This is a genomic window from Cyanothece sp. BG0011, assembly GCF_003013815.1.
Classification (GTDB): domain Bacteria; phylum Cyanobacteriota; class Cyanobacteriia; order Cyanobacteriales; family Microcystaceae; genus Crocosphaera.
The window spans coordinates 1-23,653 of the sequence record NZ_PRLH01000065.1; the positions used below are offsets into that span (position 1 = coordinate 1).

Sequence of the window (23,653 nt, forward strand, 5' to 3'; positions counted from 1 at the left end):
AGTTAATAATTTTAACTTTTTTTCAGATTGCCGTCATTGACTGGAATTTGTCAATCCCTATTTTAGACAAGAACTAAAATAACAAAAATTAGTTCCCTTGCTTTCCCAAGGTCTTTTACGATAACACAAACTTTATCTAAAAAAACCCCAACTAAACCCTATGGGGTCTAGTTGGGGGAGATTAAGGGTCTTTATTTACCCATACCTAACTGTTGGGCTTTTTGGTAAACTTTCCCTTCTGTTAACAGCGAAGGTGCAATGACCACTTCTACATCTTGCATTCCTTTAAGATCCTTTGCTCCTAGGGTTCCCATACTGGTTTTTAAAGCTCCCAGTAAGTTATGGGTTCCATCGTCTAATTTAGCCGGACCGGTGAGGATTTCCTCAATGGTTCCGGTGGTTCCCACATTAATTCGGGTTCCTCTCGGTAACACAGGGGAAGGGGTAGCCATACCCCAATGATAACCCCGTCCAGGGGCTTCGGCCGCACGGGCAATAGGAGAACCTATCATCACGGCATCAGCACCGCAAGCGATACATTTACAGATGTCTCCGCCGGTAACAATACCCCCATCAGCCACCACGGGAACATAACGGCCTGTTTCCTGTTGATAATCATCCCTGGCTGCTGCACAATCTGCGATCGCTGTGGGTTGGGGAACCCCTACCCCTAACACCCCACGAGAGGTACAAGCGGCCCCTGGTCCAATACCCACTAAAACGGCAGCTGCACCCGCTTTCATCAAGTTTAACGCCACTTCGTAGGTGACACAGTTACCGAAAATAACTGGCATGGGCATTTCTTGGCAAAATCCCTGTAAATCCAGAGGCGTAACGGATTCTGGCGATAAATGGGCTGTCGACACTACCGTCGCTTGTACAAATAATAGATCGGCTCCTGCTTCAGCGACAATGTTGCCGTATTGAGCAGCACCGGCAGGGGTTAAACTAACCGCAGCAATACCCCCATTCTTTTTAATCTCGGTGATACGCTGTTTAATTAATTCTGGTTTAATGGGTTTTGCATAAAGTTCCTGCATTAACCCCACAAACTCTGATTTACCCACCGATGCAATGCGATCGAGGATGGGTTCGGGATCATCGTAACGGGTTTGAATCCCTTCTAAGTTGAGAACACCGATCGCCCCTAACTCCGAGAGTAACCCGGCCATTTTCACATCCACGACCCCATCCATTGCACTGGCTAAAATGGGGATCGTGCGCTCAATACCCCCAATTGTCCAACGGGTATCCGCTAAACTAGGATCTAAGGTACGAGTACCGGGGACCAGTGCGATCTCGTCTATACCGTAAGCACGTCGGGCTGTTTTACCACGACCAATAATAATATCCACGCTTCTATATCCATTCCCTAAGTATTAGATTAGGCTACCAAATTTTGAGGACTTTGGGGAAGGGGAAGGGGAAGGGGAAATCAGTTACCATAAAAAATGTAGAGGCGTAACTCTTACTCTTATATCTTATAATCAAGTATCTCATCAATATGGCTCAAGCAATTCGTAAAACCACTTTTGTCCAATCAGATAAAACCATAAAAATTGACACCCCTCAACTACCTCAAGGGGCAAAAGTTGAAGTAATTATTATCCTTGAAGACAATCCACAAACCTTGTCAGCCGAAGCTTTAGCCGTTGAAAGATTACCAAAACTTGAAAATCCTAGTGAGTTAATTACTCTCATGGAAGTCGGCCAAGAAGTTGATGAAGACGAGTTAAAACAGTGGATTGCCAATGAGCAAAGCTAAAAATACTTATATTATTCAAAGTGTTAAAGACTTACAAAATGACCTTTCATAATTATCGCCAAAACTTAAACAAAAATGGCAAAACTATACTAAAATAAGTTAATAGGAATGTGAGCATCTTGCTCACTAGCTAGAAAAACAGCAAGCAAGATACTTGCACTCCATTAAATCTAATGAACTATTTTAACTAAAATGGTGGGTTACGACGGATAATTATGTTCTTGTTATAAGCTAAATTATAGCCGTCTAACCCACCCTACCCGTTGATGAATTGGCTTAAAAATCTCTGGAATTGGCTTAAAAGTCTCTTTAATGGTTCTTCTGAACCGATAGAACCCTATCATCTTCCTCCTAAACCTAAGTTAACCGATGCTGAGTACGAAAGTGTCTTATTTGCTTTGCTGGAAGAGGTAAAAAAAGGGAAGTCTTGGGGCAGTTGTCAAGGTATTTTAATCAATCGTAATGTTAAACCGGATGAGTTAGCAGCATGGATCGAGGAGAAAAGTGTAGAATGGTTGCAGAATAAAGATAATTATCAACAATTAGGGGAAGATTTAGGGGAATTGGGGGATGTTGCGTCAGGAAAATTAGGAAATATTGCAACGAAACTGAGTTCGGAGTTCGGAGTTAGGGGTTCGGAGTTAGGAAATTTTCAAGGGGATAATCTACAAAATACCGAATTAAACTCAACCCCATCAGAAACACAAAATTTAAACCCTTCTCAAACAACAACAGACGAGGTTCAAAGATTAATTGATCAAGCAATTGAACAATATCAAAGGGGAGAATATCAAGAAGCAGTTAATACTGTAGTTGCAGTAACCCAACAACATCCTAATGATTATGGAGGATGGTGGTTTTTGGGCGAATTAATGTATAGTTTTCAGCAATATGAACAGGCGATCGCATCTGTTGACGAAGTATTAGAGATTAAATCCGATTTATATCAAGCTTGGTTTAACCGAGGGTTAGCCTTAGGTAACTTAGAAAAATATGAAGAGGCGATCGCATCCTATGACAAAGCATTAGAAATTAAACTTGATTATGTTGGTGCTTGGTATAACCGAGGGTTTGTGTTATATAGCTTAGGAAGGTATGATGAAGCGATCACATCTTGGGATAAAGTATTAGAAATTAAACCAGATGATCATGAAGCTTGGTATAGTCGAGGGTTTGCGTTAAAAGACTTAGGAAGGTATGATGAAGCGATCACATCTTGGGATAAAGTATTAGAAATTAAACCAGATAATCATGAAGCTTGGTTTAATCGAGGGATTGCGTTAGTTAACTTAGGAAGGTTTGATGAGGCGATCGCATCTTGGGATAAAGTATTAGAAATTAAACCAAATAATCATGAAGCTTGGTTTAATCGAGGAATTGCGTTAGATGATTTAGGAAAGTTAAATGAAGCGATATCATCCTATGACAAAGCCTTAGAAATTAAACCAGATAATCATGAAGCTTGGTCTAATCGAGGCAATGCGTTACATGACCTACGAAGGTTTGAAGAAGCGATCGCATCCTATGATAAAGCCTTAGAATTTCAACCAAGTTTACATATAGCTTGGTACGGTCGAGGAAAAGCAGCGAGTAAATCAATAGCTAATGAAAGGGAAATAATACGAGTACAAAGTCAATTTATTGAGATATTTACACTTAACTTAACTAATGCTTCAACACAATTGATCAACTATTTTCAATTCCTAGAAACAGAAGATTTTTGTGATCTCATTTCCTTCTTACAACAACCCAACTCAGATAAATTAATACAATTTCTGAATCAATCTCAATTACAGTCAATTTCTCGGTTGAACCCTGAGTTAAATAAACGGGGATACGAAGGAGAATTAATTAGTTATCGCTACCCTTTAAATAAACATATTTATCAAGACAGTCACCCCAAAGGATGGGGAGATTTACATTATCAAATTGGATTAGCGCAATATAAACACCAAGAACATAATAACGCCATTAATAGTTATCATTGTGCCTTAGAAACTTTAACCGTTGAACAGTTTCCTGAATTACGCTTAGAAGTGATTCAAGATTTAGTTAAAGTTTATTTAGCAGTGAGAGATAAAGACAACGCCGATGATTATTTATTACAAGGATTAAAGTTACTGAATCAATTATTAGATAAGGTTCCTGTTGCAGACGAAAACCAAAGATTAAGACTAGAAGCCAAATTTTTAACCTTTCGTCAACTCACTGTAAATGTTCTTTTAGAAAAAGGTGAAATTATCGAAGCATTACGGAATGCAGAATTAGAAAAAAATCGACGCTTAACCCATATTTTAGAAGGATATAAAACCGAAAATCAACTACAAACCAACTCTAATATTTATCCCAGTTATGAACAAATACAAACCCTATTGAATGAATGTAGAATTAAGAATTTAGAATGTAGAAGTAATGAATGTAGAATTAAGAATTTAGAATGTAGAAGTAATGAATGTAGAATTAAGAATTTAGAATGTAGAAGTAATGAATTTAGAATTAAGAATTTAGAATGTAGAAATAAGGCGATAATTTACTGGTTTAATAGTCCGATGGGATTAATTACCTTTATTCTCACACAAGAAAAAGCCCCCCTTATTAAGGGAGGTTTGGGGGGCTCAAACCTCGAACAATGGATAAAAGAATGGGACGAAGATTATCAAGACTATCGCAGTAAAAAAGACACAGAAACAGAAGACAAAAAAGCTCATTCTTGGCGCATTAAAATAAGCGATCGCCTAGAAACTTTAAAAGAAATATTAGGAATATCTGAGATAGAAAACGACTTACAAGACATTGAAGAATTAATCTTAATCCCCCATCAAGACTTACATAGATTACCCTTACATTCTTTATTTAATCAAAAAAATTGGACAATTTCTTATCTTCCTAGTTTACAAATAGGATTAAATTTAAAACAAAAACAAGAACAATTAAACAATAATCAAATAGAATCCTTATTAAATATAGAAAACCCTAGGAAAGATTTAGTATTTTCTGAAATTGAATCAGCGATCGTTAATACATATTTTGCTACAATAGAAACATCTGTTACAACTATTGAGGACTTTAAAAATGCTATTCCTAACCATACTCACCTTCATTTTACCGGTCATGGTTATTATCATTTTGATGATCCCAAAAGATCAGCTTTAGAATTCGTCAATAATAGTTTACTAACTGCTTATGAAATTAATCAGCTTAACTTTAATTCCTATCAGTTGATAACCCTTGCTGCTTGCGAAACTGCGTTAAATGGAAACCAAACCATTGACAGTGAATATGTGGGGTTAGTCAGTGCATTTATGAAAGGAGGTGCAAACTGTGTTCTTAGTACCTTATGGACAGTTGATGAAACTTCTAGCGCATGGTTAATGATTTATTTTTATCAACAATATCGTGCAGGTATTCCTCCAAAAATAGCCCTAAAAAATGCACAAGATTGGTTAAAAACTGTAAGTTATGACAAATTAATTATTTGGTTAAATCAACTATTAGAAGATACTAAATATAAAGAAATTGATCCTAACATTATCGAATTAATTCAAGATGAAATTAATAAATGTAAACAGGAAAATGCTAATCATCAACCCTATGAAAATCCTTATTTTTGGTTAAGCTTTATTGTTCATCAATTTTAACCTGTGTTAATATATAACTAATAAATCCTACTTGTTAGGAGGAAACCATGAGTCAACCCTATGATTCCCTAAAACCCAGTCAAAAACGAACCTTAAACGCTTGGAAAATTGCCCTTGAGCATGTAAACTTTGAGCATTTTTCTGAAGCTTTAAAAGAAAAAATTGAAGACATTGAAAAAGAATTATCTCAAAATAATTATCAAGTTATTAATGAAATTCTAGAGATTGTTAAAGAAAATGCTGATCTTAATGATGCTTATCAAACCGCTAGGAAAGCATTAGCAGAAGACTATAACAGTCAAGAAAGAGATAAAATAGCAATTTCTTATAACTCAAATAACTTAACCCCTATAACTTCTAATTCCAGAACAAAAACCAAGCAAAAAATTAACCGTAAAGCGTTATTAATTTTACAAGCATTAGAAACTTATCCGTTAACATTAGAAGATTTAAAATATCGTTTAAACTTACCATCATCGCAAGTTCATAAACTGGTTAAGCAACTCTGGAATGAAAGAAAAATAAATACACTTTCTGGGAATAGTTTGTATAACCTTTTACCTATTATTCAACGAGGAGAACTAAATATTGAAAGTGATGATTCAGATACCTATTTTACTTTAACATCCCTTGGTACATTACAACTGCGTACCTTGGTAAATTCTCGTTAATAAAATGAATGGATAATCTATCAAATCTAGTCCCTTATGTCATTTTAGCCATTATTTCTGGTTGTATTAATGCGTTTGTTGCCTGGCAAAAATTACAAAAGAGATGTCGTTACTTTCTCTTTTATCAACCCTTGAAAACTGTTATTTTTTGGATATGGTTATTAATGCAGATTGTGATTCCTGCTGTTTTTTCTGGTTTATGGTTATTGAAGTTTGTTCAGAAAAACCGAGTTTAAATATTCAGTTAATTACAGATGTTTTAGTTTATGGAATATTTTTTCAAGTCTTTTCTGATACCACTGAAACGTTAGGTATTACTGCTGTCAATGTTATTATTCCCCTTACGTGGTTTGATCGATTTTTCTATGATGAAGTAAAAGCAAAACAACGAAGACAGATCACTGATTTTTGGCATGATTTAAGACAAGAGTTAAAACAAAAAACAGATTTATCATCAGGTATCAATTATCTTAAAGATGACTACTTTGATAGACTATTTTTGGGAACTGAACAAGAATATCAATATTTTCAAAACAAATTAGCAGAAATTAAACAAGAAAGTGATATCAACCTTCAGTCTAAAGAATTAATCTCAACTTGTTTTAAAGGAATTATTCCCCGTCAAGACTTACCAGAGATTTTAAAAAAGTTTAACCTATCTCAAAATTTTATTCATCACTATTTTAAATAGAAAAAACTTATGTCTTGCACCAGTAGATAAAAATTCAGCCCATATACCGCTACGCAGGATAACCTATCGACCTGTGGGTGTGAACAGAAGGTATAAACAAGGAATCACCACTAAAGCAATGACTGTGGCAGCCACTAAACCGAAGATAATAGCACTACATAAAGGCATCCAAGTGGGATCGCTTAAGGCCAGAGGGGTTAACCCGATAATGGTGGTAATACTGGTGGTTAACACCGGTCTTAAACGGTCAGCGACTCCTTTGGCTGCCGCTAAACGTAATTTTATTCCTTCTTGCTGATAACTGTTCATGGTATCGACCATGACGATCGCATCATTGACCACAATTCCCACTAAAGCAATGATACCGATAAAAGCGGTAAAGGAAAAAGCGATATCAGCCAGGAAAAAGCCGCCAACGGTTCCTATCAACGCAAAAGGAATGGTCAGTAAAATGATAAAAGGTTGGCGAAACGATCCCAGTTGCAACACCAGCACCGCAAACACCAACACAATAGCTAAGGCCAAAGCTTGGCCCGCAGAGCCAAAGGTTTCGGCTTGGTCTTCCGTTTCTCCACCAAAACTATAATCATACCCTTGGGGCCAAGATTCTTGTATTTCTTGTAATTTTGGCTGTAAATCCGCTAAAATCTCCCCAGTGGTTCGATTTTCATTCTTTGCCAAGACGGTGACGGTGCGCTGTCCTCCGCGACGGGTGATAGAGAGGGGGGCTTCGGCTTGAACGGCTTCAATCACTGCCCCTGCGGAAATGACCTCTTCTTCTGGGTTTGAGGTAAAGAAACGGGCGGATAATAACTCATCTCGACGGGTAGGTCCCCCCACTTCGCCATCACGGGACGGCCAAGCAGTGCTAAGGAGAATTTCTAAGTCTTCCTCGTTGCCACCGATGACAAAATCACCAATATCCACCGCTCGCATATAATATTGAGCTTGAGAAGCCAGTTCATCTTCACTGAGATCATAAAATGATAGTTCTTCTCGCTTGGGAATTAATCTAAGGTCAGGTTGCAAGGCTCCTAAATTATCTCGCACGTCGGTCGCTCCAGGTATTTGTCTGAGAGTCATTTGCACTTGTTGAGAAATTTGCCTGAGTTGGCTTAATTCACTGCCGGTAATTTCAATTTGAATAGGGTCGCCACTTTCTCCTGCTTGTTGAGCATTTAAGACTAAAGATGCGCCAGGATATTGATTAACGGCTGTTTGTAACTCATTCCGTAAATCATCTAAATATTCAAAAGATTTCTGTTCCCGTTGGTTTTCAGGGAGAAACGTACCGGAAAAACCCACTAGATAACTGCCTTGGGTGGGTTGTAGTTCCCCTGATGCCACTAAGTTACTGCGCTGTCCCGTGTATTTAATAACGCTGTCAAGATAGTCTTTTTCTCGTAAAATTTCCCCTAGGTCGTCGGCCACTTCTTGAGAAACGTCTAAGGTTGTGGTGGGGGGTAGTTCCACATTGACACTAAAGTTGCGTTGATCGCCTCTGGGAAAAAATTCGACGGAAATTTGACTAAATAAGGTCATGACACAGAAAAAGAGGGTAATGGTTCCTAATACCCAAGCCCAAGCCGTTTTATTACTTCTAACGGTATAATTAAGACTCCAATTCATCCAACGGGCCGAAGCGGCTTGACTTAAACGGTCAATGGTTGATTTTTTTTCAACACCTCTCATATTGCCTAACAAATAACGAGACAGAGGAATATCAATTAAAATAGCGATCGCAAAACTGAGGACTAAACAAATAATTGCGGTGTAAGGCAACAATTCAATAAACTTTCCCAAAGTCCCACTAATGGCTAGTAAAGGAAATAGGGCTAAAATAGTGGTCAATTGTCCGGCAAAGGCGGGTGGGGCGTAAGTTTTCACTGTTTTCAATGCAGCTTGGTTAAAAGAGAGTCCCTCAGCAAAGATAAACTCGTGCATCCCTTCCATAACCAAGATGAAAACATCCACTAAGATACCCAAGGCCAAGACCATGCCAATGAGTACCATATTATTGAGGGTTTGCCCGGTTAACCATAGCACCGCTAACGCGCCTAAAAAAGTTAAGGGAATAGATAACCCGGCAATTAACGCTTCACGCCAAGAAAGAGCAATAAACAGCACCACAAACACGGCGGCCATAGCTTGCAAGGCATTAGTAAATAAATTGCCCAACTGTTCCCAAATAATATCCGATTCATCGGCAATCACCTGATATTCCATGCCTCTGGGCCAAAGATTCGGATTTTGCTCAATTTGCTCCATAGCCTCTAAAACCCGATCAATGACTTCAATGGAATCTTGTCCAGGCACTTTTTTAACCCCCACACTAACCACAGGTTGATAAGTTTCACCTTGGGTACTAATAAAGGCGCGGGTTTCTTCTTGGTCCAGTTCTCGACGCACCTCTGCCAGTTCACTGAGGCGCACCACTCGGCCTTCTAAACGAGTGATGGGTAAGTCTCGTAAGGCTTCTACACTGCGAAAACGACCATAGAAGCGGACTTGCGAACCAATTAAATCACTTTCTATCTCTGAGAGGGGGACATCTTGGTTAGCATTACGAATTTCTGTGGCAACCGTTGTGGGAGAAATGCCCAATGTGGCTAAACGAAAGGGGTTCATTTGCACATTAATGACCTCTTCTCGCGCTCCCCCTAGGTTGACCTCACTAACCCCTGCCACCTGTTCTAAATTGTCTTGAATGTCTTCTGCCGTTTGGGAAATCACCGTTTGATCGATGTTTCCAAACAGGGCTAAGGTAAGGATAGGGGCATCATTAACGGAAATCTGTTCTACGACAGGTTGCTCAGCTTCTTCGGGTAATTCGGGTTCTGCTTGGGCGACCCCTTGCCGTAATTCTTCGATCGCTTCATCGGGGTCGGCCTGGGACGTAAATTCGACATTAATCACCGAAAACCCTGCATAGGAAGCACTTTGAACTTCTTTGACATTCTCGACTGAGGTAATTTCTGTTTCGATTTCACTGGTAACTTGTTGTTCTATGGTTTGGGGGTCCGCTCCTGGCCAGGTGGTGGTGACGGTGGCAACGGCAATATCAATATCAGGGTTAGACTGTTTGGTCATGGAAAAATAACCCAAAAGACCGCCCACCACCATCAGCAAGGTTAAAAGAATGGCAAAAATAGTGTTTAAAAAGAAAAAGCGTTCTAATCGGGAGGGTTTTTTGCCATTAAGCGAGGTGTTATGTCCATTATTATTGCTTCTGAAATCTTCTTGTAACTCACTCATTATCTACCTTGGTTAATCACGTCAACAGCAGCCCCGTCCACCAGTCGGTTTTGTCCTTCGGTGACCACTAACTCCCCAGGGGTTACCCCTCTGATAATTCCCTGTTGAGTAATTCCTGTAATGCCTAACCCTACCTCTCGTTGCTCAACAATATTTTCTGCTTCATTGACCACGAATACATAAGGAATGCGATCGCGTCGTACAATAGCATCAATGGGAACAGTGACAGCGTTGGGGTTTTCTGACACAGCGATCCAAGTTAACACCTGTTCTCCATGTCGTAGGGTTTCGGTGGTGCTTGGATTAAGGCGAATGGTGGCTTCTATGGCTCGTCCCCCCGGACTAATGGCAGGGTTAACGGCAAAGACTTCACCCCTAGCGCGAGCGTTAGTGATTAAGGTCTGTTGAGATGTAGCCGCAGTATTGACCTGGGTTTCTGAGGCAATGACAGCGTTTTGACCAACTTCAACTTGTTCCCCTGTGGGCCCAGCTAAATCTACCATTACCTCGTATTGACTGGGGTCGATAATAACCATCGGAATGCGTTCTAAAATGCCTTGATAATCTCCCCCGAGTTGAGAGGTAACGATTTGTGGAGAGAAATATTCTCCTTCTGAAATATTGAGATAGGCAATAATGCCATTAAAAGGTGCATAAATACTGGCTCCTTCTAAAGCTACCTCTGCTTGAGATAATCGAGCTTTGGCTGTGGTAATGGCGGAGGTTTGGGCTTCTACCTGTTGTTGGGCTGCTTGTACTTGAGCTTGGGCTGCTTGTACTTGTTGCTGGGCTGACTGCACTCCTGCCTGAGCAGACTGAACCCCGGCTTGAGCATCTTCTAAGGTGTTTTGACGTTCATCAAATTCTATTTCAGCGATCGCACCTTCTTCGACGAGGGTTCGATACCGTTCTAAACTGGTTGCAGCTAACCGTCGGGCTGCTTGAGCATTTTGTAGTTGGGCTTGGGCTTCTTGTACTTGCGATCGCGCTTGAGCAACTTGGGCGCGAGCTTGCGCTACGTCTGCGGTAGCGGCCGCCCTGTTTTGTTGGGCTTCGGCGATCGCTGCTTGAGCTTGGGTAACATCTGCGGTGAGTTCGCGATCATCGATACGAGCTAATAATTGTCCTTTTGTTACGCGATCGCCTTCTCGCAGTCTTCTGCCGTTTTGGTTAGCTAGATAGGTAACATCTCCTTCTATGTCAAAAGTAAGATGTTGATAGTCTACTGCTCTTACGGTGCCTTCGCTTGAGATCCAAGCCCGGAGGGGTTCCCGTGTCGCAGTGGCCACTCCCACTGAAAGGGGAGCGGTTTTGGTGACAGTGACGGGTTGATCGTTGTCTCGAAGACGAATAACGGTGACTCCCCCTAAGACAAGCAATAAACCCAAGACTGGGAACAACCACCAAAGTTTTTTAATGTTTGTTTTTTGTACTTTCTTATCAGAGGTTTTAGGAATTTCTTGATAGTCTGAGGGTTGATTTGGGTTGAGTGATTGTTTAGGATAAATTTCTTGGGGATTTTCTTCGGTTGGGTTAGTTTCTCTCGGTTTTCGGGGTCTGGATGACAAAGGGTTTTGAGTGTGATTATTCATAGGATAAATTTAATAAAATACTATTCCCTACCCCCCTTGCCTCTACCCCCCCTGCCTCTACCCCCCCTGCCTCTACCCCCCCTGCCCCTACCCCCCCTGCCCCCCTTTGAAAGGGGGTGTGGGGGGTGTGGGGGGTGTGGGGGGTGTGGGGGGTGTTGGGGGATGCAAGCTATGAGGATAAAAATAAGGATCAGCAATGAGCGACCATTATTTTAATTCTCATCATTCTGTCAACCCTTTAACATCCCCTATTAGAGAGACTTTGTACTATCATCAATTGTCTGCTCATATCTTGCACCTTCGATAAACCCCCTACCCCTACACCCTACCCCTCTGCTTCCTTTGCTAAAAAATTATTGAGGACATTGTAAGGTGTAGTCCCATTTTGTTGTACTAATATCTTGATTACCGATAATTTCTACTGTAACTTGACCCGATTTTCCTGCAAAGGGAATGGATAAACTCTCAGAACCCGAAATATTTTCTTTTCTGACTAATTCTTGATCTTCATAGGTCATAATTACGGTATCAGGAACTTGATACATTTGATAATTGAGTAGAAGAATTCCCCGATTAGCTGTTAATTGAATGGTTCTTTTACTGCCTTCTTGTCCCCCACTATCTTGTAGTTCATTACAAAATTGATAACCCCTTTCTTTTGCCCTAAAAATTTGCATAGCAATGGATTCTTTACTGGGATCAAAGTTAGAAACTGAGCTAGGTTTATTATCTAGACAATAATTATATTGATTCCCCATAGGTAAAGTAAACCCTTGAGGATCTTTAAAAGAATTAAGGGTAACTTCTCCAGAACTAATTTGAAAGGTTAAACAAGCATCTGCTTCACCTACTTGAACCATAACGGGATCGTTAACAGGATTAGGGGTGATGAGAATTTCATCTTCACTAAACACATGAAATCCACAAAATTTTGCCCCAGTTTTAACAGATTCTTGCCATAATTCTTCTGCTTTTTCTTTAATATCTTCCCCCGTTCCTGTGGTTATAAAATCTTGATTATTATCGCATTCAATAGAAGCAATTGTATTAGAATCAGCCGTATTCCAGTTATCTGTGGTGAATTCTGTACAGATTCCTTGTCCTTCTTCTTCGCATTGTTTGAGGGGTTGAGTACAAGGATTTGCCCGTGTGGACTTGAACCCTAACCATCCTTTTCCTGTTTCATCAACCACAGAACAATATCGCCATTGATAGATTGGATTTTGTCCTATTAATGGGTTCATTGATGCTGTTATTTGAGCGGGATTATTGTTACTTATTTTCTTGTTTCCTGACTTAACTTTTATCCCTTTTTTACAGCCTAATCGTCTCGTTTTAGGGTTTTCCCAGGAAATAATAAAACTATCGGGACCATCCACATGACAGGGTAAATAATAGTTAGTTCTCAGGTTATTTTCGATACCGGCCAGGAGTTTTAAATTCAGGGGTTGATTTTGATGATCATAAAATTCTAACTTGGTAAAAAGTTTAGGATTATTATTATCAGGATTCATGATTAATTTATCCCACAATCTCATCACCGTTTGTAATGAAACTGGCCCTATCTGACCACTTCGGCGACGAAGGGTCATAGTATTTCTTCCTGTAATTTGTGTTACTTTCGCTGACTGAGGGACAACTGCTTCACTTTGAAGGATGGGTAAAAAAGCAGAAAGGGGTGTGACTAAAGTGGTGATAATTGTTAGGGTTATCTTATTCACTGTTTTGATTAGTAATATTTTTATTTTTTGTCAAAACTCCTCTGAGTTTTTTTTCTCCTATTTTCAGGTCAGGAAATATATCAGCTACCCTAATGATAATTCCAGTTAGAATTGCAATAATAATTCCTTGGAGCAAGGCTATCTCAAAAAAGGTCAATAAATGAGCTAGAAAACCTGAGTTTTGACTGTAAAAAATCTCTAAGAAAAACTCTAAGGTTAACCCCACTATGGCCACAGAACAAGCAAAACAAAAAACCGCTTCAAACGCTCGTGCTTTCCCCTTCAACATTCCCGTACCAATCATACAACCGACACCATTAGCAAGGGAAATAACAACAATATAAACAGGTATCATCAGCAGATAGGTGAGTAAACTGAGTTTTGCTCCTACTTGAGCCGAACCATAGGTATGGGCAAAACCCATGGCCCCAATCCAACCAACAATACTGGACCAAAATCCAATGACAGTGTGTCTCTTGACTGCTGCTTTCATACTACTAATAATCTAACGGTTCTATATAAAGGATAGTGGAAACTTGCTAGAATAAGTCGGTTTTTTTCTAAATCTTTATGTCCTTTTTAAGGATAGTCATGACTGATTCTTAGCACCCTAAAAATTCTTACAAAATTTTACACTGATTTAAACGATTTTCTAACAAAGGAATGTCACTGGGATACATCAACATATTGGTCAGGGTATTTCCTTCAAATAACTGACAGTTGGATTGCCAAATGTTATCTTCTCCGTACCATCCACACTGATTATCTGTTGCTTTTCTCCATAGTTTTTCTATCTGGATTAAGGTTTGACAAGGAATCATTTTTTCTTCTCCTTCATCGATGATATTGTTATTATTTTGATCGGTTTTGACTCCCCTATCACTCATAATAAGATCATGGGTTGTTTTTAATGCTCCTGTATAAATGGTTTGGGTATAATCATATTCTATCGTATCAGCATCAGGGTTTATTATTTGACTTATTTTTCTTTCTCCAAATTGTTGATTATTGAGTTGCTTTTCTAATGTTGGTAGTCTATAGATGGCAATAATTTCTGCTAAAGATGCTTCTGCTTGTTGAGAAATTTTCTGTAACTTATCTTGGATAATTGATAAATTTTGAAACATTGTGGGATCTTGTTTTACTTTCTCATTACTGTTATTAGCAACTCGCAAAATTTGACGGTAATCATCTATTGCTTGTTCTATTTTATTACTTTTTTCTCGGTCTTCTGCACTGTTTAAATAATCAGGTAACACATCAATAATAATGTTGATATTTTCTGGTGTAATTACCTGAGAAGAGGCATAACGAATTAATTGTTCTAGTTGTCTTTCTTTTGATTGTAGCCAAGCAAATAAACTGGTTAAGGAAATGGTTCCCATAATCATAGTGGTCACTAGACTAATAATTATTCTTTGGTTACGACGGAGTTTTAAACTTGTTTCAATAAACTGTTTTTCTTCTTCTCCTAATTCATTTAATCGTTGATTGTACCAAGTTTTAGCATTAATTAATGGGGTATCTTTTAATAAATAGCCTTTTTCTTGTTGATAATTTTGCCAAATCTTAATCTTTTTATCCAAAAAGATTCCTAATTTTAAAGGTTTATTTTGTTTAATTTTTAAGGAATTTTTCCATTGATTGATATGATTAGATAATTGCGATCGCCAGCGTAAAAAATCTTGATGGTTTTGTATCCATTGATAATATCTTGGCCAAGCAATAATCAATTTTTCGTGAGCAATTTCAACGGTTATTTCTTTTTCCAATGAGTTAGTTATCACAAGACGACTAGAGGCTAAACGAGTGATTAGTTGCCAATTTTCTTTGATCAAATTATTTGTTATTGTAGCAATTTTTCGGGTGGGTTCATTATTTTCTTGGAGGGTGACCAGTTGAATGAAGATTGTTTGTATTTTTTCTTTTTCCTGAGTAGAAAATTGTTGGTAAACTGACTCTGCATAGTTAGCTAATGCTGTTTTAACTCCTCCGATTTTTTCATAATCTGCATAAGTCAATAATCCTTTTTTTTGTTGTTTCCAAAGTTCGGTTAAAGTAAATTGTAATAAGGGTAAATATCCAGCTTCTTCGTAGACATCATCGATTAATTGATCTACTAATTGATCTTCTAGTTTAACTCCATTAAAACCAGCCGGTTTAATAATAGCAGATTTGAGTTGTTTGCGGTTCATTGAGGTAATATATTGAGGGGGATATTGTTGTAATAATTCTCCCCATTGAACTGAGTTTAATAAATTACCTAAAAAATCAGCCCGTAAGGTAATAATAACGGTAAGTTTATCAACAGTATGAATAGCAGTCAGTAAACTATTTAAAAATGCCTCACGTTGAGACTGGTTAGATATAGTAAACAGTTCTTCAAATTGATCAATAACTAACAATAAATGACTAGAATAACTAGAGTTTTGAATAATTTGATTGAGATAATTACTAATGGCAGTTGTATCATTTTCTAAGTTAACTTCTAGTTGTAATTCTTGAAAACGATCAGAAGAATTATTAGTTAATTGAGAAATTGCTTTAACGAATCCCTCAAACGGATTATCATTAGGACGAAACCAACTAATTCGCCAATTTTTATTAGTATCTTGACGCAACTTAGGAATTAAACCAGCAAAAATAACAGAAGATTTACCGCTTCCTGATGCACCAACTAAAGAAATAAAAGAATTTTGGTTAACTAATTTTTCTAACTCATTAACTGTAGTTTCTCTGCCAAAAAATAGATCACAATTGCTTTCTTGAAAAGCATTTAATCCTAAGTAGGGACAAGGAGAAAACCCTCCTAACTCTACCCAACTAGGGGGAGAAAATGCAGGGTTTTGAAACATCATCGGTAACCAAGAAGCAGTAAGATAATTATTTTCTAGGGTTTTTAACTTTTTTCTAGCGTTTTTAATTGCTATATAGAGAGATAATTTTTTATTAGCATAGCTGTCTAAAAATTCATGAAAAAAATCTTGTGCTACCTTATTAGGAACGGGTTCTCGCATAATAATGGTAATAGGAATATATAAACTAGCTAACCCGTCACCAATCCCTAACCCGTCACAAGAATTAAAAATAGCCACTTGTAATCCATTTTTGATTGCTTCTTTTAAATGACTTGTTAATTCGTTAATCGTGATATCTCTTTCATTCGTATCTTGACTATAATTAATGGATAATATTCCTGTATTTTCTTTTGTATGACTATGGCCGGCAAAAAATAAAATATCCCATCCTTTCGTATCAGAGAAAATGGTTTTAACATCATCTTTATCAGGTTTTTCTAAAAAATAAACCTCTGCATCTGGTAATTGATTTAACCATTGTTTTTCTTGATCTACGTTAATTCCTTGTGTATTACCAATAATAGCCAAAATTCTCACTTTATTACGAAGTTTGATATTAATTTCTTCACGAATATAATGGGAACGACTCAGGGAAATTTCTGAATTAGGATAAGTATTCAAAAATTCCCAACCACTCCAAGGAAGTCGTTTTAAGGTATCATTATCCGTATTTAAAATCAATCTAATTGCTTCATTGGGTTGAAATTTTACCGCTATTTTCTTCAAAATTTTAGAAAACTTATCACTATTTAACCACTGATTAAATGCTTCAAGCAAGTCATTAGAAAAGGAGACAAAATCAACCTCTGAAAAATTAGTAAAACTGTCCTCAAAGTCAAATTCATCCTCATCGTCATCTAGATTGTTTCTAGACTCAAAACTATTTCTTTGACGATATTGATCATATTGTAGTCGCCATTGGTTACAACTATTTTTTAAGTCTGGATTAGCAGGTAAACAACTGGTAAACTGTTGGGGAAAAGGGTTATAATCTGACCATAATTGAAGGGTAATATAGGAAAATCCTTCTTCTAAGTTTCCTTTTCCAAAATTAATTATTAAAATCATGGTTTTACACGCGAAATGTCTCATCAATAGAAGAATTGTTGAGATTGACTTCAATTTTAAATTGTCTATCTTTGGGTGCAGAAAAAGGAGGTAACTGAATATAATTATCCTGTTTTCCTGCTATAACTTCTTTAACTAATTTTCCTGATTTTGAGTACATTCTTAACTTAATTCCAGAAGATAAATAGGTTTGGTTATTGGTTGGATACAATTGAACTTGAATTCTTAGTTTATTTTCTTCTGTGGGAGAAATGGTTAATAATAAAACAAAAATTTGTTCGTCTAATTCCATTTGTAACCGAATAAACTTACCGATCTTTTTCTCTTCTGATAAACGACGAGTTGCAAAATTTAAACCTGCATCCGTATTGATTAATTGTTCTAAATTTTGCCAACTTTCTTCTAAAATATCCTCTAACCAATTACTTAAATTTACAATAGTTTCTTGGACATTATCTTTGACTTGATTGACTAGATTTTGAGGTAAGATAATGGTACTGGGTTCAAGATATTTGCACGTCATTAAGAGATGATTGGGTTCGGGATCTAAATAATCTAAAAACAACCAATAATCATTATTTTCAATCTTGGGTAATGATAATTGAGATAGTTTATCATAAGAAATAACCCCCCTAATAATAGCTATTTCTTCTTCTTCTAATACCTCCATTGCAACATAAAAATGAGCAAGATAATCACTATGATTGATTAATGGTTTAGAGATAATCATTCCTTCTTGTAAAAAGTCTTCTTGTGTCAAAAGACAAAATTTAAACCCTTGTTGTTGAAGATAACCATAAGTATCAATGGTATCAAGAAAACGCTCTACGGGTTCATCATTTATCCTTTCTTTTAGCCATCTTTCTAAGGCAAACATCCCTAATAAATTAATATAAGCTTGCCATTTTTTTTCTTCATTTCCTTCAATTTCACTTAACTGTTTAGCTAAGTCATAATCTTCTGACTCTAGCCAAATTTCTTCAGGTATTAATAAGCGAAAGTCACTGGTTTCTATTAGTCTGTTAGTCATGAGATTCCTCGGTAAAATAAAGTGAATTGATTTAGCTATTTTGGGTTAAGTATTCTATTAGGGTTTGCGTGTATAAATTTTCATGATTATTGTTGGTACTGGTCATAATTTTTGCTGAAGCTTCGGTAAAAATTTCTTGATCTGCATATTGTTCGACGGTTTCTGTTAATAGCGTTAAGTAATTATGATCAAACGGTTCAATCATAATTTTTCTTTCTTTAATTAATTTTAAAATAGAGTCAACTAAATCATCTATTGTTTGCTGACGAACGTCTTTTAGTAAGTTTTTGGGGCTGAATATTCGACTTGCTTTATACTGTTCAATTCCTATTTCTTTGGCAATTTGACTAATACTTTTTCCTTCTTGATAAAAACTTTTTAATACAGATTTGTACTGAGAAGCATAAGCAGAATAACTCTTACTTCTTTGTAATTTTTGTCTCGCATTTTCTATTGCTTTGCCTATATTAACTTTAAAAGATTGCATTAAATTAGCTTGAATTTGATTAAAAATTTCTAACTTTTCTTTCTCTTCAATGGGAACATCATAATAGGGAACTTCTAAGGTTTTCGTCTCTCCTTCTTTATCCATTATCTTACTGTCTAAAGAGACTACAACCCCACGCATTTGTTTAGCAATACGTTGTAATTCATTGAGTAAAGTATCAGGTTTTTTAATTGTCTCAATGTTCAATTTATCAATCATTTCTTGTAATTGTTCAACGGAAGGGGGTTGACATTTATTGCGTAATATAGTTTGCTTTTGACGGCGATCGCGTTTATAAACTTCCCTATACACTTTAATAATTAACTGTTCTTGTTCAGTTAACTGTTGTAATTGATATTGTCTAACTCGATTTAATAAAGACCAATCTGTTACATTACTAAAGCCAAATTCTGATAAAAATTCAACTATTTTTTTGTTTTGTTTGGTTTTTAAATAAGTCCAATTTCTTAAACTTAATTTTACTTTATTGTTGGAACTATTTTTATAACTGTTTAAAATTTCAACTGTAAAAATATCATGACTTTTTGGAATAAATTGTTGATTTTCTGTAATTTCTAGTTGCTGTTTACCTTCTTTATCAACAATAATTAAAGACTGGCCATCATCATCTAAAACAAAGGGTAATAAAGCTTGATAGGTTACTCCTTGATTCCTACTTAATAAATTCGCTCTCTTCTTACAAGCTGTTACAATATGCTCAGAAATATAACATCTTAAACAAAGTCCCGCTTTGCCTTTTTCAGTTAAATTATCTGATAGAGTATTCTTGAATTTATCTAGTAAATGATGGAGTATTTTTTCTTGAGTCAACTGCTCAGAATCATAACTATCTTTAAGCCATTTTTCTGCCATTTCTATGTTTTTTTTATATTCTGTACCATTAGATCGAACTTGATAAAGTTGCCAATAGGATGTTAATTGCTCAAGAATACTAATAGTTTGCTGTTTTAACATAATTCAACTCAAAACAAAAAAAGAATAAAGAAAAGGGAAGGATCAAGGTAACTATTAATGCCTTAATCCCACAACAAATAAGCAATTTTAGCCTGAATATTACCCTTACCAAGCTAATAAATTTCCTAAGAAATTTTGCCTAGTTTGAGTATCATGAATATAACGAGTTGTTTGGGTTTGTTGATAGACTCCATAACGATGTGCTTCTGATTGAATTACCACCGAACAGTCTTGCTGTCGAATTAAATCAACGGATTGAGATTGAGAACCCGTATTTGCTCCTGATACTTGATGATTGCTATGTTCAGACTCAGTGATTATTGTATCATTAACGGTTGCTCGATTGTCATATTCTGCTCCTTGTCTTTGATTATGAACTTCATAAACATTACAATGTTTTTCAGGATCAAAAGTGCCAACCCATGACTCATATTCTTGGGCTATAATGGGGTGATAACTACTCAAAGAAATTAAACAAGTTAAAGAGATAAAAGATGAACGAAGAAAAAACATACAAAGTATCCTCACTAATTGTAAAAAAGACATAATTAGTAACAGTTTTTTTCTTTTTTTCGGGTTTAAAATAGAGTCAAACCCTAAACAATGCTGTTGTTAATTTTGTTTTAAAAAGAAACATCAAAACCCATTGTATTATTCATAAATGTCGAGTCATGTGCTGGACTATAAATATCAACAGGAACAGTAATTTGTGTCCCGATAACTGGTCCAGTTACGCCATAGGGCAAGGGGTCACTTCCTCCGACAAAATGAGAACTATTACGACCTTGTTGAACCGTTTCTGAACCAGTATAAACTTGGGTAGATGTATTCGTAGTGGCATTTCCCCAACAATCTCCCATAGTTGTCATTCCCACATTATTGCCTTGTTGTGCTGCTGTCGATGCTCCTCTAATCGCCACTTGAAACGAAACGTCTGTCATGGCACAACTGGCAGAAGCCGGTTGATGATTTATCGATAGAGAAATTAGTAAAGTTGCGAAAGATAGAGATAAAAATGAAACAATTTTCATGATTTTGAGTCAAAAAAATAAACTAAATTTAAAAAAAAGCAGGGATTTATAACAGTATGATTCAGATCCCTGCTAGGGCAATTAGAATCCGAAAGTGTTACCTTGACGTTGGCTATTGCCTTGAAAAGCTGAGTTTCCCACTGAGTTAAAACCGCCGATCGCTGCCCCAGTTTGACCGCTTCCCATTTCAGAAATACCCACATTATTACCAGAACCAAAACGGGTATTTTGTTGTTGACGATTAACTTGTCCCATGCTATTTCTGACACGGTTACCAACCCCATCAGCTACCCCAGTTTGAGAACCGAACATAGTAGAAGAAGCGGCATTATTGCCAGAACCAAAAGAACTACGTTGTCCTTGAAAAGAGCGTTGACGAATGCTATTATTAACCCGATTACCAATACCAACGGCTGCCCCAGTTTGCTCACTATATTGTTGATTAATAGCGGTATTATCAGCTTTAACAGCAGGAGAAAAAGTCATTAAAGAAGAAAGAATAACAACGGTAGCAGCAGCAGATTTTTTAATGAAAGACATGGTAATTAACCTCGTTTGTTGATTGTTATTTAGTGATAGTGGTCAGTTCTAAAAGCTTATGCAGTTAGTTTTTTATTGAACTGGTTGTTTAGTGATAGTGGTCAGTTCTAAAACCTTATGCAGTTAGTTTTTTATTGAACTGGTTGTTTAGTGATAGTGGTCAGTGTTAAAAGCTTATGCAGTTTAAAACGAAGGTAAGGAAAGATTAAAATTTTCGGATCAAACTTCTCTTTGTTAAGGAACCTAGATAAAGTAGTTTTCGTTCTAGAACTTAAGGACAATTCCCCGTAAAATGAACAGGGGGTTTCCACGCCAGCCAAAAACTGGGTTCAATATCATAATTCACTATATGGTTGAGGAGTAAACAACTTATATGAACTGGTCTTTAACGTCCCTAAAACGCAACGGACTGCCCCTATTAGTGGTCACCCTAGTGACGGGTGTGAGTCAACTACCAGCAAACGCACAAGTCAAGTTAACCCCTCCTCCCCCTGTCAAGTTGGTTCAATCGGCTGATCAAGTCGATGAAGAAGGGTTAAAAGAGAAAGCTGAACAGATGATTCAATTATTAATCCAAGAAGACTACAATCAGGCGAGAACCCTATTAAACCGTGATCTAGCTGTTCAATTAACCAGCGATCAAATTGGGGAAATTTGGAATAATTTAATTGAGGTCACAGGTCCAGTTAAGGAAATTGCCAGCTATCGGGTTATTCCCAGTGTTAACGCTAATATCGTTGTAGTAGAAGCGAACTTTGAGAATAAAACCGATGAGTTTGTCGTTATCTTTAACAAACAAGGGGAAATAGTGGGGGTTGACTTTCCCAATGTGGCCTCCATTGACGAAATTGCCGAAATTATGGTGAATTCTGTGGCAGTTAATGACTTTGCAAGGGCCAGAGGCTATTTACATCCTTCTTTGAAAAGTGAAATTTTACCCAACCGACTCCAAACGTCTTGGCAGAATATTCAACGGGAAAACGGACTGTTTGAACGCATAGAAACCATAGAAGTCCGTCCGGGGTCTAGTGTTGATTCCGTTGATTTGGTGGTGGTGGAAGCCAAATTCCAGAAAGGAATTAGAAAGTTTTTTTTCATATTTGATGATAACCGTCGTATTGTCGGCATCAATCTCGCACAATAGACAAATTTCTCTCACTTGGAGTTAATTGATCCATGCTAAATAAACCCGTCGTTTCCATTGAAGACATTACCGCTAGAGAAATTTTAGACTCTCGTGGCCGTCCTACCATTGAAGCAGAAGTCTTACTCGAAACCGGGGCCTTCGGGATTGCCCAAGTTCCCAGTGGCGCGTCAACCGGTAGCTTTGAGGCCCATGAATTACGAGATAAGGATTCCCTCCGCTACGGTGGTAAAGGGGTTCTCAAAGCGGTTAATAACGTCAAAGACGAAATTGCCCCGAAGATCATCGGAATGGATGGGTTAGATCAAACGGCCATCGATCAAGCCATGATCGACTTAGATGGTTCGGCCAACAAAAAAGAATTAGGGGCCAACGCTATTCTCGCTGTTTCCTTAGCCACCGCTAAAGCGGCAGCGGATGAATTAGCCCTTCCCCTCTACCGTTATTTAGGGGGTCCGTTGGCCAATGTGTTACCCGTCCCCATGATGAACGTCATTAACGGGGGTTCTCACGCAGATAATAACGTCGACTTCCAAGAGTTTATGATTATGCCCGTCGGGGCCGACTCCTTTAAAGAAGCCTTGCGATGGGGGGCAGAAGTGTTTGCTTCCCTGAGTAAAGTGCTAAAAGACCGTAAATTGCTCTCCGGGGTAGGAGACGAGGGGGGATACGCCCCTAACCTGGGATCGAACCAAGAAGCCCTAGATTTGCTCATAGAAGCCATTGACAAGGCAGGGTATAAGCCAGGAGAACAAGTAGCGTTAGCCATGGATGTGGCTTCAAGTGAGTTTTATAAGGATGGCCAGTATGTTTATGATGGTTCTGCCCATTCTCCTCAAGAATTTATTGATTATTTAGGTAAATTGGTGGATCAATACCCCATTATTTCCATTGAAGATGGCTTACAAGAAGATGACTGGGATAACTGGAAGATTTTGACCGATGCGTTAGGATCTCGCATTCAGTTAGTGGGGGACGATCTGTTTGTCACTAACCCCACCCGTCTGCAAAAAGGCATTGATATGGGTGTGGGTAATAGTATTCTCATTAAACTCAATCAGATTGGTAGTTTAAGCGAAACCTTAGAAACTATCGCTTTGGCCACTCGTTATCAATATAGTTCGGTGATTTCCCACCGTTCCGGAGAAACCGAAGACACCACCATCGCAGACTTAGCTGTGGCCACT

General features: G+C 37.6%; 18 protein-coding genes. 7 read left to right on the forward strand and 11 right to left on the reverse strand.

The annotated features are described in order from the left end of the window. Window positions 1–191: 191 nt before the first annotated feature. A complete protein-coding gene (locus tag C4E06_RS09395) occupies window positions 192–1,355 on the reverse strand; it encodes a GuaB3 family IMP dehydrogenase-related protein (RefSeq protein ID WP_107667841.1) in 1,164 nt (387 codons plus the stop codon). A 149-nt stretch (window positions 1,356–1,504) separates the two neighbouring features. Between C4E06_RS09395 and C4E06_RS09400 the strand changes: the two genes are divergently transcribed. The 5 genes from C4E06_RS09400 (at window position 1,505) to C4E06_RS09420 (ending at window position 6,765) form a co-directional block, all read left to right on the forward strand. After that, window positions 1,505–1,765: a hypothetical protein gene (locus C4E06_RS09400; protein ID WP_107667842.1), complete on the forward strand. Its 261-nt coding sequence runs from the start codon at window positions 1,505–1,507 to the stop codon at window positions 1,763–1,765. A 266-nt stretch (window positions 1,766–2,031) separates the two neighbouring features. After that, window positions 2,032–5,403 carry a tetratricopeptide repeat protein gene (locus C4E06_RS09405; protein WP_107667843.1) on the forward strand — a complete coding sequence of 1,124 codons (3,372 nt, stop codon included), beginning with the start codon at window positions 2,032–2,034 and terminating at the stop codon, window positions 5,401–5,403. A 47-nt stretch (window positions 5,404–5,450) separates the two neighbouring features. Beyond that, window positions 5,451–6,074 (forward strand): hypothetical protein, encoded by a 624-nt coding sequence (locus C4E06_RS09410; protein ID WP_107667844.1) that lies wholly within the window; start codon window positions 5,451–5,453, stop codon window positions 6,072–6,074. Window positions 6,075–6,082: 8 nt separating this feature from the next. After that, window positions 6,083–6,310, forward strand: coding sequence for a hypothetical protein (locus C4E06_RS09415; protein WP_107667845.1), 228 nt, complete (start codon window positions 6,083–6,085; stop codon window positions 6,308–6,310). Continuing rightward, window positions 6,274–6,765 (forward strand): hypothetical protein, encoded by a 492-nt coding sequence (locus C4E06_RS09420; protein ID WP_107667846.1) that lies wholly within the window; start codon window positions 6,274–6,276, stop codon window positions 6,763–6,765. Before C4E06_RS09415 ends, C4E06_RS09420 begins: the two co-directional genes overlap by 37 nt. Window positions 6,766–6,828: 63 nt before the next feature. Here the strand turns inward: C4E06_RS09420 and C4E06_RS09425 are convergent, their stop codons facing one another. From C4E06_RS09425 to C4E06_RS09470, 10 genes are all read right to left on the reverse strand, one after another. Further along, window positions 6,829–10,020, reverse strand: coding sequence for an efflux RND transporter permease subunit (locus C4E06_RS09425; protein WP_107667847.1), 3,192 nt, complete (start codon window positions 10,018–10,020; stop codon window positions 6,829–6,831). Then, window positions 10,020–11,612 carry an efflux RND transporter periplasmic adaptor subunit gene (locus C4E06_RS09430; RefSeq protein ID WP_107667848.1) on the reverse strand — a complete coding sequence of 531 codons (1,593 nt, stop codon included), beginning with the start codon at window positions 11,610–11,612 and terminating at the stop codon, window positions 10,020–10,022. The genes C4E06_RS09425 and C4E06_RS09430 overlap by 1 nt, the downstream gene beginning before the upstream one ends. A gap of 353 nt (window positions 11,613–11,965) precedes the next feature. Then, on the reverse strand, window positions 11,966–13,333 hold the full coding sequence (locus C4E06_RS09435) for a hypothetical protein (protein ID WP_198648466.1): 1,368 nt from the start codon (window positions 13,331–13,333) through the stop codon (window positions 11,966–11,968). Then, window positions 13,326–13,826 carry a hypothetical protein gene (locus tag C4E06_RS09440; protein ID WP_107667849.1) on the reverse strand — a complete coding sequence of 167 codons (501 nt, stop codon included), beginning with the start codon at window positions 13,824–13,826 and terminating at the stop codon, window positions 13,326–13,328. Before C4E06_RS09440 ends, C4E06_RS09435 begins: the two co-directional genes overlap by 8 nt. Window positions 13,827–13,953: 127 nt before the next feature. After that, window positions 13,954–17,259 (reverse strand): CHAT domain-containing protein, encoded by a 3,306-nt coding sequence (locus C4E06_RS09445; protein WP_107667850.1) that lies wholly within the window; start codon window positions 17,257–17,259, stop codon window positions 13,954–13,956. A 4-nt stretch (window positions 17,260–17,263) separates the two neighbouring features. Further along, a complete protein-coding gene (locus C4E06_RS09450; RefSeq protein ID WP_107667851.1) occupies window positions 17,264–18,289 on the reverse strand; it encodes a DUF1822 family protein in 1,026 nt (341 codons plus the stop codon). 31 nt (window positions 18,290–18,320) lie between these two features. Beyond that, entirely contained in the window at window positions 18,321–19,751 is a 1,431-nt protein-coding gene (locus C4E06_RS09455; RefSeq protein WP_107667852.1) for a hypothetical protein, read from the reverse strand. Between the two features lie 105 nt (window positions 19,752–19,856). Then, window positions 19,857–20,264, reverse strand: a complete 408-nt coding sequence (locus C4E06_RS09460; protein WP_107667853.1) for a hypothetical protein — start codon at window positions 20,262–20,264, stop codon at window positions 19,857–19,859. A 110-nt stretch (window positions 20,265–20,374) separates the two neighbouring features. Continuing rightward, window positions 20,375–20,782, reverse strand: a complete 408-nt coding sequence (locus C4E06_RS09465) for a hypothetical protein (protein WP_107667854.1) — start codon at window positions 20,780–20,782, stop codon at window positions 20,375–20,377. An 81-nt stretch (window positions 20,783–20,863) separates the two neighbouring features. Further along, complete coding sequence (locus C4E06_RS09470) at window positions 20,864–21,322, reverse strand: hypothetical protein (protein WP_107667855.1); 459 nt, start codon at window positions 21,320–21,322, stop codon at window positions 20,864–20,866. A 373-nt stretch (window positions 21,323–21,695) separates the two neighbouring features. Between C4E06_RS09470 and C4E06_RS09475 the strand changes: the two genes are divergently transcribed. Both C4E06_RS09475 and eno read left to right on the forward strand, forming a co-directional pair. Then, a complete protein-coding gene (locus tag C4E06_RS09475) occupies window positions 21,696–22,466 on the forward strand; it encodes a DUF3887 domain-containing protein (RefSeq protein WP_107667856.1) in 771 nt (256 codons plus the stop codon). A gap of 32 nt (window positions 22,467–22,498) precedes the next feature. Then, the coding region (gene eno, locus C4E06_RS09480; RefSeq protein ID WP_107667857.1) for a phosphopyruvate hydratase at window positions 22,499–23,653 on the forward strand (1,155 nt) is incomplete at its 3' end.

What these genes read in the sequence shown, in the direction of transcription:
- C4E06_RS09400 (WP_107667842.1), top strand. Translation starts at nt 1,505, where the DNA reads ATGGCTCAAGCAATTCGTAAAACCACTTTTGTCCAATCAGATAAAACC.
- C4E06_RS09405 (WP_107667843.1), top strand. Translation starts at nt 2,032, where the DNA reads ATGAATTGGCTTAAAAATCTCTGGAATTGGCTTAAAAGTCTCTTTAAT.
- C4E06_RS09410 (WP_107667844.1), top strand. Translation starts at nt 5,451, where the DNA reads ATGAGTCAACCCTATGATTCCCTAAAACCCAGTCAAAAACGAACCTTA.
- C4E06_RS09415 (WP_107667845.1), top strand. Translation starts at nt 6,083, where the DNA reads ATGGATAATCTATCAAATCTAGTCCCTTATGTCATTTTAGCCATTATT.
- C4E06_RS09420 (WP_107667846.1), top strand. Translation starts at nt 6,274, where the DNA reads ATGGTTATTGAAGTTTGTTCAGAAAAACCGAGTTTAAATATTCAGTTA.
- C4E06_RS09425 (WP_107667847.1), bottom strand. Translation starts at nt 10,020, where the DNA reads ATGAGTGAGTTACAAGAAGATTTCAGAAGCAATAATAATGGACATAAC.
- C4E06_RS09430 (WP_107667848.1), bottom strand. Translation starts at nt 11,612, where the DNA reads ATGAATAATCACACTCAAAACCCTTTGTCATCCAGACCCCGAAAACCG.
- C4E06_RS09440 (WP_107667849.1), bottom strand. Translation starts at nt 13,826, where the DNA reads ATGAAAGCAGCAGTCAAGAGACACACTGTCATTGGATTTTGGTCCAGT.
- C4E06_RS09445 (WP_107667850.1), bottom strand. Translation starts at nt 17,259, where the DNA reads ATGATTTTAATAATTAATTTTGGAAAAGGAAACTTAGAAGAAGGATTT.
- C4E06_RS09450 (WP_107667851.1), bottom strand. Translation starts at nt 18,289, where the DNA reads ATGACTAACAGACTAATAGAAACCAGTGACTTTCGCTTATTAATACCT.
- C4E06_RS09455 (WP_107667852.1), bottom strand. Translation starts at nt 19,751, where the DNA reads ATGTTAAAACAGCAAACTATTAGTATTCTTGAGCAATTAACATCCTAT.
- C4E06_RS09460 (WP_107667853.1), bottom strand. Translation starts at nt 20,264, where the DNA reads ATGTTTTTTCTTCGTTCATCTTTTATCTCTTTAACTTGTTTAATTTCT.
- C4E06_RS09465 (WP_107667854.1), bottom strand. Translation starts at nt 20,782, where the DNA reads ATGAAAATTGTTTCATTTTTATCTCTATCTTTCGCAACTTTACTAATT.
- C4E06_RS09470 (WP_107667855.1), bottom strand. Translation starts at nt 21,322, where the DNA reads ATGTCTTTCATTAAAAAATCTGCTGCTGCTACCGTTGTTATTCTTTCT.
- C4E06_RS09475 (WP_107667856.1), top strand. Translation starts at nt 21,696, where the DNA reads ATGAACTGGTCTTTAACGTCCCTAAAACGCAACGGACTGCCCCTATTA.